Here is a 15,308-nt window from a genome sequence, read left to right as displayed (position 1 = left end):
CCTCGCGTGATGCCGGTGCCGGGAGCTGGCGAGTTGCTGGCGGTGCTGTGCGGATCGGCCGTGGGGTTTTCGCTCGCGCTGATCGGCGGCGGCGGGTCGATCCTCGCTACGCCCTTGCTGCTGTACGTCGTCGGCGTACGCGACCCGCACATGGCGATCGGCACCAGTGCGGTGGCGGTATCGGCCAATGCTTTCGCCAACCTGCTGCCGCATGCGCGTGCGGGGCACGTGCGCTGGCGCGCAGCGTTCGTGTTCGCCGCGGCCGGCGTACTCGGCGCCTGGCTGGGATCGAGCGCGGGCAAGGCGATGGACGGCCACCGCCTGTTGGCGCTGTTCGCGCTGCTGATGCTGGTGGTGGCGTTCCTGATGTTGCGCGGGCGGCGTAGTGGGGCAGGGGACCGCTATCCGTTGCCCCATACCTTGCCGCGGTTGGGCGCGGTCGGTATCGGCGCAGGCGGACTGGCCGGTTTCTTCGGTATTGGCGGCGGCTTCCTGATCGTGCCCGGGCTGATGTTCGCCAGCGGCATGGAGATCATCAACGCGATCGGTACCTCGTTGTTTTCCGTCGGGACCTTTGCCGCGACGACCGCGGGCAACTACGCGGCCTCGGGCCTGGTCGACTGGCGTGTCGCGGCCGAGTTCATCGGCGGTGGCGTGATCGGCGGCTGGCTGGGTGCCCTGGGTGCGCGTCGCCTGGCAGGCACACGTGGCGCGCTCAACGTGGTGTTTGCCGGCGTGATCGTGGTGGTGGCGATCTACATGCTCTACCGGTCGCTGACCCACGCGGCTTGAGGCGGCATTGGCGGGCGTGCATGCGCCCATCGGCGTACGGCCAAACCAGCCTTACCGGGGCATCACGCCCAAAAACGCCCCCATCCGCCTGTCGGCACCTTCCCCGCGTTCGCGGGGGAAGGCTCGGCAGCGTGGCGCCGCGGCCTTTGCCCCTTTCCCGCTCGCTGGGGGAAGGCTCGGCAGCGTGGCGTCGCGCCCTTTGCCTCTTTCCCGCTCGCTGGGGGAAGGCTCGGCAGCGTGGCGTCGCGGCCTTTGACCCTTTCCCGCTCGCTGGGGATGGCGCGGCAGCGTGGCGCCGCGCCCCCGATCCTTCCCCCGTTGACGGGGGAAGGTGCCCGAAGGGCGGATGGGGGAGGCCTTGCGAGGAACCCGCCCTACGCCGGCAATGTCTTGTGCTTGTACCGACAGAGGTCGCGGATCGGGCAGATCGGGCAGTCGGGCTTGCGTGCCTTGCACACGTAGCGACCGTGCAGGATCAGCCAGTGGTGGGCATCCTTCTTGAATTCGGCCGGCACCACTTTTTCCAGCTTGTCCTCGACCGCCCGCACGTCCTTGCCCGGCGCCAGGCCGGTACGGTTGGAGACACGGAAGATGTGCGTGTCCACCGCGATGGTCGGCTCGCCGAAGGCGGTATTGAGGACCACGTTGGCCGTCTTTCGCCCGACACCCGGCAGTGCTTCCAGCGCCTCGCGTGTGCGCGGCACCTCGCCGCCGTGCTGCTCGATGAGGAGCCGGCACAGCGCGATCACGTTCTTCGCCTTCGCGTTGTACAACCCGATCGTACTGATGTAGCGCTTCAGGCCTTCCTCGCCCAGCGCCAGGATCGCCTGCGGTGTGTTGGCCTTCGGGTAGAGCTTGCGGGTGGCCTTGTTGACGCCCACGTCGGTGGCCTGCGCCGAGAGCACGACCGCGACCAGCAGCTCGAACGGCGTGCGGTATTCCAGCTCGGTGGTGGGGTGCGGGTTGAGCTCGCGCAGACGGGTGAACAGCTCGACGACGTCGGCGCGCTTCATGCCCGGGAACCCTGTTTGGCGCGGGCGCGCGCGAGTGCCGCCAGCACCGGGTTCTGCGGGGTGGAGGGTGTATCGACCGCCGCCTTGCGCGCGGCCAGTTCTGCTTCGCGCTCGCCCCGTTCCCGGGCCAGGCGTACTTCGCGGCGCTGGAAGTGCGCGCGGCAAGCCTCCGCGTGGGCGGGGTCTTCCACCTGCGCCAGGGGCATGGGTTCAAGCACGATGCAGTCGACCGGGCAGGCCGGTACGCACAGCTCGCAACCGGAGCACTGATCGGGCAACACCGTGTGCATCAGCTTGGCCGCACCGACGATGGCATCGACCGGGCAGGCCTGGATGCACTTGGTGCAGCCGATGCAGTCGGCCTCGACGATGCGCGCGAGTGTGCGCGGCTTCTCCACGCCGTGTGCGGGATCGAGCGGCAGCACGGGCGTGCCCAGCAGCGCCGCAAGCTTCGCAATGCCGGCCGCCCCACCGGGTGGGCAGCGGTTGATCGGCGCGTCGCCGCGCGCCATCGCCTCGGCGTATGGGCGACAGCCGTGGAAGCCGCACTGCTCGCATTGGGTTTGCGGCAGCAGGGCGTCGATGCGGGTAACCAGATCGGTGACGTCGTTCATGATGTTCCGGGCGCCGTGCCGGGCGGGCATCGGCATAATCAGCGCCCTATTGTCCCGCAACTTGGCAGGAGCTTCACATGACCCGTTTCCGTCCTTCCCTCCGCGCTGCATCGCTGTTGCTGGCTGCCGCCATCGGCATGAGCGGCACGTTGTTGCTCACTCACGCCACGCCAGCACGGGCGGAGACCGTGCAAGGCGATACCGTCACGGTGTTCGTCGATGCCACGCTGGGCTTCCGCAAGAACCACATGGCCAAGAAGCTCACCGAGTCGCACGCCGAGTACGCCGCGCGCGGTTATCACGTGGTGGACCTGTCGGCCTACAACGAGAACGGCGACCTGGTCGGGTTCTTCGTCACCTACGCGCGCTAACGGGTTTAACTGTAGGAGCGCACCTGTGCGCGACCGGAAGCCTCACGGTCGCGCACAGGTGCGCTCCTACAAAGAGCGTGTCAGCGGACCGTTGCGCCGGGCTTCGCACCCTGGTCGGCATCCAGCAGGAACAGGTCGCTGCCGCCATCCCCGGCCGACAGGATCATCCCCTCGGACAGCCCGAAGCGCATCTTGCGCGGCGCCAGGTTGGCGACGAACACCACGTTGCGGCCGACCAGCTTTTCCGGCTCGCCGTAGGCGGCCCTGATGCCGGAAAAGATCTGCCGCGTGCCCAGCGGGCCGGCGTCCAGCTCGAAGCGCAGCAGCTTGTCCGAGCCTTCCACGAACTCGCAGGTGGTGACCTTGCCGATGCGCAGGTCGAGCCTGGCGAAGTCGTCGATGGCAATGGTGGCGGGCGTGTCGGTGGCGGGTGCTGCTGGCTCGATCATGGGCTTGCGGGTTTCCTTGGATGACTTGGGCGCGGCCGCCGGCGCGGGCGCGAGCGATTCTCTGGACGCGTCGATCATGGCCTCGATGCGCTTCGGATCGATGCGCGCGAGCAGCGGCTCGAACGGACCGATCGCGTGGCTGTGCAGTTCCGCGCGGGCGTCGTCGAAGTCGGCGATCGGCGCCTGCAGGAAACTTTCCGCCGCGGCCACGGTGGCCGGCAGGATCGGCTTGAGCAGCCCGGCAAGCAGGCGGAAGGCGGCGAGCGCGAACGAGCACACCTGGTGCAGCTCGGCGCGACGCGATTCGTCCTTGGCCATGGTCCAGGGCGCGGTGGCGGCGATGTGGCCGTTGACCAGGTCCGCCATCAGCACGAAGCGGCGGGTAACCTCGGCGAAATCGCCGGCGTCGTACAGCGCGTCGATGCCGTCGTAGTGCTCCAGCAGCGTGTTCCACAGCGTCTGTTCGGCGGCACCGAAGCGCGCACCCAGGCGGCCGTCGAAGAACTTGTGCACGAAGCCCGCGGTGCGGCTGGCGATGTTCACCCACTTACCGACCAGGTGAGAGTTGACGCGTTCCTCGAAGGCCTTCAGGTCCAGGTCCACGTCCACCGGTGCGTCGTCCAACATGCTGGCGAAGTAGTAGCGCAGGAACTCGGGATTCAGGCCCACGTCCAGGTAGGCGCGCGCCTGGATGAAGGTACCGCGCGACTTGGACATTTTCGCGCCGTTGACGGTCAGGTAGCCGTTGACGTGCAGCGCGGTCGGCGTGCGGAAGCCGGCGCCGTGCAGCATCGCCGGCCAGAACAGGCCGTGGAAATTGATGATGTCCTTGCCGATGAAGTGGTGCATCTCGGCGCGGCTGGACGGCGCGAGGAAGTCGTCGAACTTCAGGCCGCGCGCGTTGCACAACGCCTTGAAGCTGGCCAGGTAGCCGACCGGCGCGTCCAGCCAGACGTAGAAGAACTTGCCCGGCGCGTCGGGGATCGGGAAGCCGAAGTAGGGTGCGTCGCGGGAGATGTCCCAGTCCTTCAGACCGCCGTCCAGCCACTCGCGCAGCTTGGCCGCCACGCCCGCGTTGGCCACCGGCTTGCCGCCGGTGTAGCGGCCGGCGAACCAGTCGCGCAACAGGGCCTCGAACTTCGACAGTTCGAAGAAGTAGTGTTCCGAGTCGCGCAGCACCGGCGCAGCGCCGGAAACCACGGAGTAGGGCTCGATCAGGTCGGTCGGTGCGTAGGTGGCGCCGCAGTTCTCGCAGTTGTCGCCGTACTGGTCGCTCGTGCCGCAGCGCGGGCAGGTGCCCTTGATGTAGCGGTCCGGCAGGAACATTTCCTTTTCCGGGTCGAACAGTTGCTTGATGTCGCGGCGCGCGATGAAACCGCCGTCGCGCAGGCGCGTGTAGATCAGCGTCGCCAGCTCGCGGTTTTCTTCCGAGTGCGTCGAGTGGTAGTGGTCGAAGTGCACGCCGAAGTCGGCGAAATCCGCCTCGTGCCCGGCGCGGATGCCCTCGATGAACGCCTCCGGCGTCATGCCGGCCTTCTGCGCGGCGAGCATGATTGGCGTGCCGTGCGCGTCGTCCGCGCAGACGTACACCACCTCGTTGCCGGCCATGCGCTGCGCGCGCACCCAGATGTCGGCCTGGATGTAGCCCAGCAGGTGGCCCATGTGTAGCGGGCCGTTGGCGTAGGGCAAGGCGTTGGTGACGAGCAGGCGGCGGGTCATGGCGGGCAGGCGTTCCGGCGGGATCGCACATTATGGCACGGGGGTTTGGATGGCCGAACGCGCAGAAGCCCTCGCAGGAGCGCATCCTGTGCGCGACCGCGCGCATCCCGGTCGCGCACAGGTGCGCTCCTACAGAGGGGCGGGGCGATGTTGCAGCGCAGCGTCAGGGGTTCGATAATTGGCGGACGCAGGCTGTTCCTGCCGGAAACACATCTGTCATGCACCTGAACATGCTCAAGGCCAAGATCCACCGTGCAACCGTGACCCACGCGGAATTGCACTACGAGGGCTCGATCGCGATCGACGGCCTGCTGCTGGATGCCTCGGGCATCCGCGAGTACGAGCAGATCCACGCGTGGAACATCAACAGCGGGCAGCGTTTCGTGACCTACGCGCTGCGCGCGGAGGAAGGCTCGGGGATCATCTCGGTCAACGGCAGCGCTGCGCGCAGCGCGCAGGCCGGCGACCTGATCATCATCGCCGCCTTCGTCGGGCTCAGCGAGGCGGAACTGGAGAAGTTCCAGCCGACGCTGGTGTACGTGGATGCGGACAATCGCATCAGCCACACCAACCGCTCGATCCCAAAGCAGATGGCGGCCGCCTGACCGGATCCTTCCTCCGCGTCCGCCCGTGCCGTGATTCTTCCCCCGCGTTCGCCGGGGAAGGCTCGAACGCGTGATGCCACCCGACGTGTCGGACCTGGACGCCGCGTCGGCGTAGCCCCGCGAACCTTCCCTCGTTTACGGGGAAGGTGCCCGCAGGGCGTACCTTGCGAAAGGCTCGCCCAGGCATCGCGCCGAAAAGCACCATCGCCTCTCGGCACCACCCCCCACGTTCGCGGCGAGGCTCGGGTGCGTGGTGCCGCCCGACGTGTTCCTCACGCGCGCCCGGCTTAAGATGCAAGGCTTCCCTCGCCAGCGCGTCTGCCCATGCCCGCCAACGTCCCGACGTACGCTTCGCTGTTCGCCGACCACGCCCGTCGCCTTTCGCAGACCCACCTGCGCACGCTGATCGCCGATGCGGCCCGCGGGGCGCGCCTGCGCCACCGCGCCGGCCCGCTGCTGCTCGACCTCAGCCGGCAGAAGCTGGACGTGCCGGCACTCGATGCCCTGGGTGCGCAGCTGGAAGCGAGCGGCTGGGAAGCGGCGCGTGACGCGATGTTCGCCGGCGAGCCGATCAACACCTCCGAGGACCGCGCGGTGCTGCACACGGCGCTGCGGGCGGGCGCTTCGTCGATGCCCTCGCCGGCACCGGCCGGGGCACGCCGCGAGATCGAGGCGACACTCGAGCGCATCGGCCAGCTTGTCGACGCCATCCATGGCGGCCAGCAGGCGGCCCTGGGGCTGCCCGACACGGTCACCGACATCGTCAACATCGGCATCGGCGGTTCGGACCTGGGGCCCCGGCTTGCCGTTGCCGCGCTCGCCCCGTTCCGCACGCCGAAAGTGCGCAGCCATTTCCTCACCAACGTCGACGGCCAGGCTGCCTACGACCTGATCACCCGCCTCGATCCGAGGACCACGCTGGTGATCATGGTTTCCAAGACCTTCACCACGCAGGAAACGCTGCTCAACGGCAACGTGCTGCGCGGCTGGATCCTGGAGGCCTGCAACGGCGACGAGCGCGAGGTGGCGCGGCATTTCCTGGCGGTCAGCGCCAACACGGAGGTCGCAGGCAGCTGGGGCGTGCCGCTCAGGCAGATCTTCCCGATGTGGGACTTCGTCGGTGGGCGCTACTCGCTGTGGTCGGCGGTCGGGCTGTCGCTGGCCCTGGCGATCGGCACGCAGGGCTTTCGCGCCGTGCTGGCCGGCGGTGCGCGCATGGACGACCACTTCCGCAGCGCGCCCTGGCAGCAGAACCTGCCGGCGCTGCTGGCGCTCGTCGAGATATGGAACCGCGACGTGCTGGGCTACCCGACGCGCGGCGTGGTGCCTTACGCGGACCTGCTCGGCGACCTGCCGAGCTACCTGCAGCAGCTGGAAATGGAGAGCCTGGGCAAGTCGGTGACGCCGCAAGGCCAGCCAGTGGGCCAGCCCACCGTGCCGGTGGTCTGGGGCAGCGTCGGCACCAATGCGCAGCACGCCTATTTCCAGGCGCTGCACCAGGGTACCGAGGTGGTGCCGCTGGACCTGATCGGCATCGTCAACCCGGCGCATCCGCTGCATGGCAATCACGACGCGCTGCTGTCCAACCTGCTCGCGCAGGCGGCCGCGCTGGCGCTGGGCAAGACCACCGAGGAGGCGCTGGCCGAGAACCCCGCTGGCGGCCCGACGCTGGCAGCCCAGCGCACCTTCCCGGGCGACCGCCCGAGTTCCGTGATCCTGCTCGATGCGCTCACCCCCGAGAGCCTGGGCGCACTGATCGCACTGTATGAGCACAAGGTGTTCCTGCTCGGCCACCTGTGGGGCATCAACGCGTTCGACCAGTGGGGCGTGGAGCTGGGCAAGAGCATCGCGCGGCAAATCCTGCCGGCGTTGCGTGGCGAGCAGTCGGACGTGCCGCCGCTGGATGCGGCGACCTGCGCACTGATCGGCGCCATCCACGAGCGCCGCACCTGACGTGGAGGAGCGCACCTGTGCGCGACCGGTGACGCCGCACACCCGGTAGTTGCCCGCCTGGCGGTCGCGCACAGGGTGCGCTCCTACAGCGGCGCGGTTCCGTGGCGTGCCAGTGCCCAGGCGACATGTTCGCGGACGACGGGCGAGGGGTGCTGTTCCCGCGTACGCAAGGCGGCGACCACCTCGGCCGTCGGGGGCGCATTGCCCAACGCGACCGCGATGTTGCGCAGCCAGCCTTCGTAGCCGGTACGGCGGATCGCCATGCCCTCGGTGCGGCGCAGGAACTCCTCCTCGCTCCACGCGAACAGCGCCACCAGCTTCGCGCCGTCCAGGCTGTGCCGCGGCGCGAAGTCCGGCTCCGTGGCGTCCTGTGCGAACTTGTTCCAGGGGCACACCAACTGGCAGTCGTCGCAGCCGAAGATGCGGTTGCCCATCGGCGCGCGCAGATCCTCGGGGATCGAGCCCTTCAGTTCGATCGTGAGGTAGGAGATGCAGCGGCGCGCGTCGAGCCGGTAAGGACCCACGATCGCCTGAGTGGGGCAGACGTCGATGCAGCGCGTGCAGGTGCCGCAGTGCGCCGTGGCGGGCGCGTCGATCGGCAACGGCAGGTCGGTGTAGAGCTCGCCGAGGAAGAAGTAGGAGCCGGCGTCCTTGTTGATGAGCACGGTGTGCTTGCCGATCCAGCCCAGCCCGGCGTTGCGCGCGAGCGCCTTCTCCAGGACCGGCGCCGAATCCACGTACGCGCGGTAGCCGAACTCGCCGATCGCCGCGCGGATGCGCTCGGCGAGCTTCTGCAGCCGGTTGCGCATCAGCTTGTGGTAATCGCGGCCCAGCGCATAGCGGGCCACGTAGCCGGCCTCGCCGTCGTTAATCACGTCCCAGGCGTGCCGGGTCCCCGGCGCGCGGTAATCCATGCGCACGGAAATCACGCGCAGGGTGCCCGGTTCCAGTTCGGCAGGACGGCTGCGGCGGGTGCCGTGGCGGGCCATGTAGTCCATTTCGCCGTGCAGACCGTCCTCGAGCCAGCGTTCCAGGTGCGACTCGTCCTCGCCCAGCTCGACGCCGCTGATGGCGGTTTGCGCAAACCCGAGCTCGTGCGCCCACTGTTTGATCTCGCGGGCCAGGGCGGCGTAGTCGGGGGAGGGAACGACGGACATGCATCCATTGTAAGTGCGGGCCCGCACCTATAATCGCCCGATGACCGCGCCACATCGCCACGCCCTGTACACCGTCGCCCAAGTGCGCGCGCTGGACCGGCGTGCGATCGAGGTGCTGGGGATTCCCGGCTACGAGCTCATGCGCCGCGCGGCGGCCGCGGCGTTCGCCAGCCTTCGCCGGCATTGGCCGCACGCGCAGCGCATCGCGGTGTACTGCGGGCCAGGCAACAACGGCGGCGACGGCTATCTGCTCGCGCTGCTGGCGCACGAAGCCGGCATGGCGGCCGACGTGCTGGCCTTGGCCGAGGCTGCGGGCGAGGGGGACGCAGCCCGCGCCCGGACCGCCTGCGAGCAGGGAGGCGTACCGGTCCATCACTGGGACGGCATGTCACCGTTGCCCGAAGCGGACGTGTACGTCGACGCGCTCTATGGCACCGGCCTGAACCGCCCGCCGCAGCCGGCCGCGGCCGCGCTGATCGAGCGACTCAATCTAGGCGGCAGGCCCATCCTGGCTCTGGACGTGCCCTCGGGGTTGAACGCCGACACCGGTCGCTGCCCGGGCGTGGCGATCCGCGCTAGCCTCACGGTCAGCTTCATCGCGGCCAAGCGTGGCCTGCATACCGGCCAGGCCAGCGCACATACCGGGCGCATCGAGCTGGCCACGCTTGGGTTGCCCGAAAGCCTGTGGCAGGAAGCGCCCGATGCGCACCTGCTCGAAGCGGCAACGTTGCCGCCACGCCCGCGCGATGCGCACAAAGGGCGCAACGGCCACGTATTGGCCATCGGCGGCGACCACGGCACCGCGGGCGCGGTCCGCCTGTGCGGGGAGGCCGCCCTCCGCGGCGGTGCGGGCCTGGTCAGCGTGGCGACGCGGGCCGAGCAGCTGGTCTCGCTCAACGCCGCCCGCCCCGAACTGATGGCGCATGCGGTCAACGGTCCCCAGGCACTGGAGCCCTTGCTCGAGTGGGCGACCGTACTGGCGGTCGGCCCGGGCCTGGGACAAGGCGCCTGGGGGCACGCGCTCTGGCTGACCGCCCTGGACAGCACGCTGCCGCTGGTGCTCGATGCCGACGGTCTCAACCTGCTGGCGGCCGAGCCGCGGCGCTTTGATCCGACGCGGCAGGTGGTGATCACGCCACACCCGGGCGAGGCGGCGCGGCTGCTGGGGTGTTCCGTTGCCGACGTCGAGCATGATCGCTTCGCCGCCGCTCGCGCGCTTGCACAACGCTTCGGCACGGTGGCGGTGCTCAAAGGTGCCGGTTCGCTGGTGGCCGACGCGGATGGCCGTCTGGACGTCTGCCCCTGGGGCAACCCGGGCATGGCCTCGGGCGGCATGGGCGACCTGCTGACGGGCCTTGTCGCTGCCTTGCTGGCGCAAGGCTGCAGCGCCCGGGATGCCGCCCGCCTGGGCGTGGGCCTGCATGCCCGTGCCGGCGACCTGGCCGCCCGCGAAGGTGAGCGCGGCCTGCTCGCCAGCGACCTGTTCGTCCCGCTGCGCCACCTTCTGAACGGACTGGATGCATGAGCTACTGGACCCTCCCCGACGAAACTGCCACCACGGCGCTGGCCCAGCGCTTCGCCTCGGCGGTCGACGGCGGCCTGGTGATCTACCTGCATGGCGACCTGGGCGCCGGCAAGACCAGCTTTGCCCGCGCGCTGCTCACCGCGCTCGGCGTGGGCGAGCGGGTCAAGAGCCCCACCTACAGCCTGGTGGAGTCCTACCGCGCTGGCGATCTCACGGCCTGGCACCTGGACCTCTACCGCATCGCCGATCCGGGAGAGCTGGAATGGCTCGGGCTGGACGCCCTGGGCGATCCGGCGGCGCTGGTGCTGGTCGAATGGCCCGAACGGGGCACCGGCGCCTTGCCCGCACCGGACCTGGTGCTCGAACTGGAGCACGCCGGCGATGGGCGGCGCGCGCGCGCCGACCCGCGTAGCGACCGCGGCAGCGTCCTGCTGGGACGCCTGGGCGAAAGCTAAGTTACGGTTCTGTAAGAAAAAACCATCTCCAGCGCGTTTGCGCGGGGGAAGCGCGGTTAGCCTCCGGTACCTTGGGTTTGCATGACAAAAGCAACGCAGGTTATGGATATCCAAGGGAAAAACGCTTGCAATCGCGTTTTTGCTGCGCTTCAATGCGGCGCCATGACACGTACGTTTGCGCGCCTGGGAAGTCTGGCTGCGGTGGCCCTTGCCGCCGCGTTGCCGCTATGCCCTGCGCAGGCGGCCGACGTGCAGGGCGCGCGCGTCTGGGCGGGCCCCGAGTACACGCGCGTGGTGTTCGACCTGTCCGGCCCGGTGGACTACAAGCTGCGCCGTGACGGCAACACGATCGAACTGCAACTGCACAGCAGCGACCTGGCGCAGGGCTTCGACGCGCCCGCGGCGCAGGGTCTCTACAAGAGCCTGGACAGCCGGGTTTCCGCTGGCGAGTTGGATCTGGTGGCGCATGCTGCCGCGGGTGCACAACCGAAGAGCTTCCTGCTCAAGCCCGCGGGTGAGCACGGCTATCGCCTGGTGCTGGATCTCTACCCCGGCAAGGCCGGAGCCATCGCGGACGCGGCGGACGACCTCACGCCCGGCGTGCTGGCCGGCGTCAAGCCCACCTCCAGCGTGGGCAAGGGCGCCAGACAGGCTGCCGCCCTGCTCGGCGGCGAGCGCAAGGTGATCGTTGCGGTCGATGCCGGTCACGGCGGCAAGGATCCCGGTTCGCACGGACCCAGCGGCACGCAGGAAAAGGACGTCACCCTCGCCGTGGCGCGCGCCCTGGCCGCCGAGATCAACCGCCAGCCTGGCATGAAGGCCGTGCTGACCCGCGACGGCGACTATTTCATCCCGCTCAAGCGGCGTTACCAGATCGCCCGCGAGCAGAACGCGGACATGTTCGTCTCGGTCCACGCCGACGCCTTCACCAGCAGCGACGCCAAGGGCTCCTCGGTGTGGGTGCTGTCGCCGCGCGGCAAGACCTCCGAGGCGGCGCGCTGGCTGGCCGACCGCGAAAACCGCGCCGACCTGATCGGCGGCGTCTCACTGGACGACAAGGACGACAGCCTCGCCGCGGTCCTGCTGGACCTGCAGCAGGGCTACGCCATCCAGGCCAGCGAGTCGATTGCCGGCAACGTGCTCAAGGCGCTGGCCAAGCTGGGGCCGACCCATCGCGGGCATGTCGAACACGCCAATTTCGTGGTGCTGCGCTCGCCGGATGTGCCTTCGATCCTGGTCGAGACCGCCTTCATCAGCAATCCGGCCGAGGAGCGTAAGCTGCGCGATCCGGCCCATCAGCGCCAGCTGGCCGAAGCGGTGATGGGCGGCGTGCGCAACTACTTCGAGGCGACCCCGCCCCCGGGCACCTGGTTCGCCGCGCAGGCGATGCGTCGCAGCGGCATCCTGGCGTCCGCCAGCAAGCCCGCCCCGACAGTGGCGGACACGCGCGCCGATGCCAACGTACGCGACCTGCACCGGGTTGCGCGCGGCGAGAGCCTGGGCAGCATCGCGCGCCAGTACGGCGTCAGTGTGAACGCGCTCAAGAGTGCCAACCGCATGAGCAGCGACACGGTGCAGGCCGGCGCGGTACTGGCCATCCCCGCCGGCTGACCCAAAACCGAAACTCCTGTAGGAGCGCACCTGTGCGCGACCGTACGCATCCGGGTCGCGCACAGGTGCGCTCCTACAGAGTGCCTGGCGACGTGGGCAACCTCGCCCCCACCCATTAAGCTTGCGCGATGCCCGTCATCCGCCAGCTGCCCCCCGACCTCATCAACCAGATCGCTGCCGGCGAGGTCATCGAGCGCCCGTCCTCGGTGGTCAAGGAACTGGTCGAGAACAGCCTCGACGCAGGCGCCACCCGCATCGAGGTGGACATCGAGCAGGGCGGTGCGCGGCTGATCCGCGTGCGCGATGACGGCGGCGGCATCGGCCCCGACGACCTGGCGCTGGCGGTGGCCTCGCATGCGACCAGCAAGATCGGCAGCTTCGACGACCTCGAGCACGTCGCCAGCATGGGTTTTCGCGGCGAAGCGCTGGCCTCCGTCGCCTCGGTGGCGCGTTTCGCGCTGACCTCCCGGTTGCGTGACGCCGACAGTGCGTTCCGCCTGGAAGTGGACGGCGGGCGCATGCAGCCGGTGCGCCCGGCTCAGCATCCGGTCGGTACCAGCGTCGAGGTGCGCGACCTGTTCTTCAACGTGCCGGCGCGGCGGAAATTCCTGCGTGCCGAGCGCACCGAGCTTGCGCACATCGATGACCTGCTGAAGTCCCTCTCGCTGGCGCGCCGCTCGGTGGAGTTCCGCCTGAGCCACAACGGCAAGCCGCTGCGCCTGTTCAGGGCCTGCCCGGATCAGCCCTCGGCGCTGGCGCGCGTGGCCGAGGTGCTCGGCGAGGGGTTCCCGGCGCAGAGCCTGCACATCGATCACGCTGCGGCGGGCATGCAGCTCTCCGGCTGGGTCGGGCTGCCGACCGCGTCGCGCGCGCAGGCTGACGGGCAGTACTTTTACGTCAACGGACGGCTGGTGCGCGACCGCGTGGTCGCCCACGCCGTGCGCCAGGCCTACGCCGACGTGTTGTTCCACGGCCGGCATCCGGCTTTTGTGCTGTACCTGGAACTCGACCCGGCCGGGGTGGACGTCAACGTGCATCCGGCCAAGCACGAGGTGCGCTTTCGGGAGCAGCGGCTGGTGCACGACTTCCTGTTCCGCAGCCTGCACGAGGCGCTGGCGCAGACGCGGGCGGGACTGGCCGTGCCGCCGCCGTCGCCCGAATCGCCGCTCCCGCCGGCACCGGCGTACGCCTACGGCAGCCCTGGCGGTTCGCGCCCCGCGCAGTTCGCGCAGAGCCGGCTCAGCCTTGGTCTGCGTGACGAGCCGCTGGCCGACTACGCCACGCTGCTCGGCGAGCCTGCGGCGCAGATGGGCGCTGCCGTGGCCATGCCCGAGGCCGACGAGCGCGAGGCGCCACCGCTGGGCTTCGCCATCGCGCAGCTCAAAAGCATCTACATCCTCGCCGAGAATGCGCACGGCCTAGTGCTGGTGGACATGCACGCAGCGCACGAGCGCATCACCTACGAGAAGCTCAAGGCCGGTCGCGCCTGTAGCAACCTGCGCTCGCAGATGCTGCTGGTGCCGCTCAACCTGTCGGTCAGCGCGAAGGAGGCGGCAGCCGCGGAGGAGCACGCGGAGGCGCTGGCCGACTGGGGCCTGGAGCTTTCGCGCAGCGGTCCGTCCACCGTGGTGGTGCGGCGCATCCCCGCGTTGCTGGAGGGCGCCGACGTCAGCCAGCTCGTCACCGACGTGCTGGCGGAGCTGGCCCAGCACGGCAGTTCGCGCCGCCTGCAGGAACTGGAGAATGAGCTGCTCTCGACGATGGCCTGCCACGGTTCCGTGCGCGCCGGGCGTCGGCTCACGCTGCCCGAGATGAACGCGCTGCTGCGCGAGATGGAGGCGACCGAGCGCTCGGGTCAATGCAACCACGGCCGGCCGACCTGGGTGCAACTGTCGCTGGGCGAGCTCGATCGTCTGTTCCTGCGCGGTCGCTGATGTCGCAGGAGCGCAGCTGTGCGCGACCGGATGCATGGCGGTCGCGCACAGCTGCGCTCCTACAGGGGCGGGATGCAGGCTCGTCTATACTCGATGGCCATCCCCCACGCTGGAGAGCCCATGCTTCGCGCCAGCCTGTTCGTCGCCGCCATCACCCTGGGAGCCGTTGCCGTGCACGCCGCCGATACCGATCCGTACACCCGCCAGATCGAGCAGTGGCGGGCCGACCGCGTCGCGCGGCTGACCGCGCCGGACGGCTGGCTGAGCCTGATCGGGCTGGAATGGCTGCACGAGGGTGCCAACCGCATCGGCAGCGCCGCCGACAATGACATCGTGCTGACCGCCGGTCCTGCACATCTGGCCACGGTGACCCTCGGCCAGGACGGCACCGCGCGCATCGCGCTGGACAAGGACGCCGGTGCCACCGTCGACGGCAAGCCGGTGGCCGAGGCGACGCTGGTCGACGACATGCACGCCGGCGCCGCGGGACCCACGCTCGTGCGTTTCGGCAGCGCGAGCTTCTACGTGATCGATCGTGACGGCCGCAAGGCGCTGCGCGTGAAAGACCCGGAAGCGCCCACCCGCGCACATTTCGCTGGCATCGATTATTTTCCGATCGATCCGTCCTGGCGCATCGAAGCCGACTGGGTGCCGTTCGCATCCGGGCACAAGCTGGAAATCGGTTCGGTGATCGGCACGATCGAGGCGGTGGACGTGCCCGGCAAGGCGGTGTTCCAGCGCGACGGCCACACCTTCGAGCTGATGCCCTACCAGGAAGAGCCGGGCGGCGAGCTGTTCTTCGTCATCGCCGATCGCACCTCCGGCAAGCAGACCTACGGCGCGGCGCGCTTCTTCTATGCGGCCTTGCCCGCGGGCGGCCTGTCGCACCCGGGCAAGGTGGAGCTGGACTTCAACAAGGCATACAACCCGCCGTGTGCATTCACGCCGTTCGCGACGTGCCCGTTGGCGCCGCCGGAGAATCGGCTGGATGTCGCCGTGACCGCCGGCGAGAAAAAGTACCGCGGCGGACACTAGTCGCTCATTGTAGGAGCGGGCCGGGGGGGGGGCGGGGGGGGGGGGGGGGGGGGGCGGGGGGGGGGGGGCAAAAAA

At 69.4% G+C, this 15,308-nt stretch carries 13 protein-coding genes; 9 read left to right on the top strand and 4 right to left on the bottom strand.

Going from position 1 to position 15,308, the window contains the following annotated elements; genetic code table 11:
- Positions 1-9 precede the first annotated feature (9 nt).
- Complete coding sequence (locus tag ACFWZ3_RS14245) at positions 10-792, top strand: sulfite exporter TauE/SafE family protein (protein ID WP_439708342.1); 783 nt, start codon at positions 10-12, stop codon at positions 790-792.
- 374 nt (positions 793-1,166) lie between these two features.
- Here the strand turns inward: ACFWZ3_RS14245 and nth are convergent, their stop codons facing one another.
- Positions 1,167-1,805, bottom strand: coding sequence for an endonuclease III (nth, locus tag ACFWZ3_RS14240; protein ID WP_439708341.1), 639 nt, complete (start codon positions 1,803-1,805; stop codon positions 1,167-1,169).
- Complete coding sequence (locus ACFWZ3_RS14235) at positions 1,802-2,419, bottom strand: RnfABCDGE type electron transport complex subunit B (RefSeq protein WP_439708340.1); 618 nt, start codon at positions 2,417-2,419, stop codon at positions 1,802-1,804. The genes nth and ACFWZ3_RS14235 overlap by 4 nt, the downstream gene beginning before the upstream one ends.
- Positions 2,420-2,496: 77 nt before the next feature.
- On the opposite strand from ACFWZ3_RS14235, the gene ACFWZ3_RS14230 reads away from it, so the two are divergent.
- The gene (locus tag ACFWZ3_RS14230) at positions 2,497-2,790 is read left to right on the top strand and encodes a hypothetical protein (RefSeq protein ID WP_439708339.1); all 294 of its coding nucleotides are present in this window, start codon (positions 2,497-2,499) and stop codon (positions 2,788-2,790) included.
- Positions 2,791-2,870: 80 nt separating this feature from the next.
- Here ACFWZ3_RS14230 and metG read toward each other — a convergent pair whose 3' ends face one another.
- Positions 2,871-4,958 (bottom strand): methionine--tRNA ligase, encoded by a 2,088-nt coding sequence (metG, locus tag ACFWZ3_RS14225; protein ID WP_439708338.1) that lies wholly within the window; start codon positions 4,956-4,958, stop codon positions 2,871-2,873.
- A 218-nt stretch (positions 4,959-5,176) separates the two neighbouring features.
- Here metG and panD point away from each other — a divergent pair, with 218 nt between their 5' ends.
- Both panD and pgi read left to right on the top strand, forming a co-directional pair.
- A complete protein-coding gene (gene panD, locus ACFWZ3_RS14220; RefSeq protein WP_209614577.1) occupies positions 5,177-5,563 on the top strand; it encodes an aspartate 1-decarboxylase in 387 nt (128 codons plus the stop codon).
- Between the two features lie 324 nt (positions 5,564-5,887).
- Complete coding sequence (pgi, locus tag ACFWZ3_RS14215) at positions 5,888-7,516, top strand: glucose-6-phosphate isomerase (RefSeq protein ID WP_439708337.1); 1,629 nt, start codon at positions 5,888-5,890, stop codon at positions 7,514-7,516.
- Between the two features lie 83 nt (positions 7,517-7,599).
- Here the strand turns inward: pgi and queG are convergent, their stop codons facing one another.
- Positions 7,600-8,673 carry a tRNA epoxyqueuosine(34) reductase QueG gene (queG, locus tag ACFWZ3_RS14210; protein WP_439708336.1) on the bottom strand — a complete coding sequence of 358 codons (1,074 nt, stop codon included), beginning with the start codon at positions 8,671-8,673 and terminating at the stop codon, positions 7,600-7,602.
- A 40-nt stretch (positions 8,674-8,713) separates the two neighbouring features.
- Here queG and ACFWZ3_RS14205 point away from each other — a divergent pair, with 40 nt between their 5' ends.
- From ACFWZ3_RS14205 to ACFWZ3_RS14185, 5 genes are all read left to right on the top strand, one after another.
- The gene (locus tag ACFWZ3_RS14205; RefSeq protein ID WP_439708335.1) at positions 8,714-10,198 is read left to right on the top strand and encodes an NAD(P)H-hydrate dehydratase; all 1,485 of its coding nucleotides are present in this window, start codon (positions 8,714-8,716) and stop codon (positions 10,196-10,198) included.
- The gene (gene tsaE, locus ACFWZ3_RS14200; protein WP_439708334.1) at positions 10,195-10,653 is read left to right on the top strand and encodes a tRNA (adenosine(37)-N6)-threonylcarbamoyltransferase complex ATPase subunit type 1 TsaE; all 459 of its coding nucleotides are present in this window, start codon (positions 10,195-10,197) and stop codon (positions 10,651-10,653) included. The genes ACFWZ3_RS14205 and tsaE overlap by 4 nt, the downstream gene beginning before the upstream one ends.
- A gap of 162 nt (positions 10,654-10,815) precedes the next feature.
- On the top strand, positions 10,816-12,264 hold the full coding sequence (locus tag ACFWZ3_RS14195; protein WP_439708333.1) for an N-acetylmuramoyl-L-alanine amidase: 1,449 nt from the start codon (positions 10,816-10,818) through the stop codon (positions 12,262-12,264).
- A gap of 128 nt (positions 12,265-12,392) precedes the next feature.
- Positions 12,393-14,198 carry a DNA mismatch repair endonuclease MutL gene (mutL, locus tag ACFWZ3_RS14190; protein WP_439708332.1) on the top strand — a complete coding sequence of 602 codons (1,806 nt, stop codon included), beginning with the start codon at positions 12,393-12,395 and terminating at the stop codon, positions 14,196-14,198.
- A 120-nt stretch (positions 14,199-14,318) separates the two neighbouring features.
- Positions 14,319-15,233 carry a DUF1684 domain-containing protein gene (locus tag ACFWZ3_RS14185; protein WP_439708331.1) on the top strand — a complete coding sequence of 305 codons (915 nt, stop codon included), beginning with the start codon at positions 14,319-14,321 and terminating at the stop codon, positions 15,231-15,233.
- Positions 15,234-15,308: the final 75 nt, after the last annotated feature.

It is taken from the genome of Frateuria sp. GZRR35 (assembly GCF_051900415.1).
GTDB lineage: Bacteria > Pseudomonadota > Gammaproteobacteria > Xanthomonadales > Rhodanobacteraceae > Frateuria_A.
This window is presented reverse-complemented; position numbering and strand designations above follow the sequence as displayed.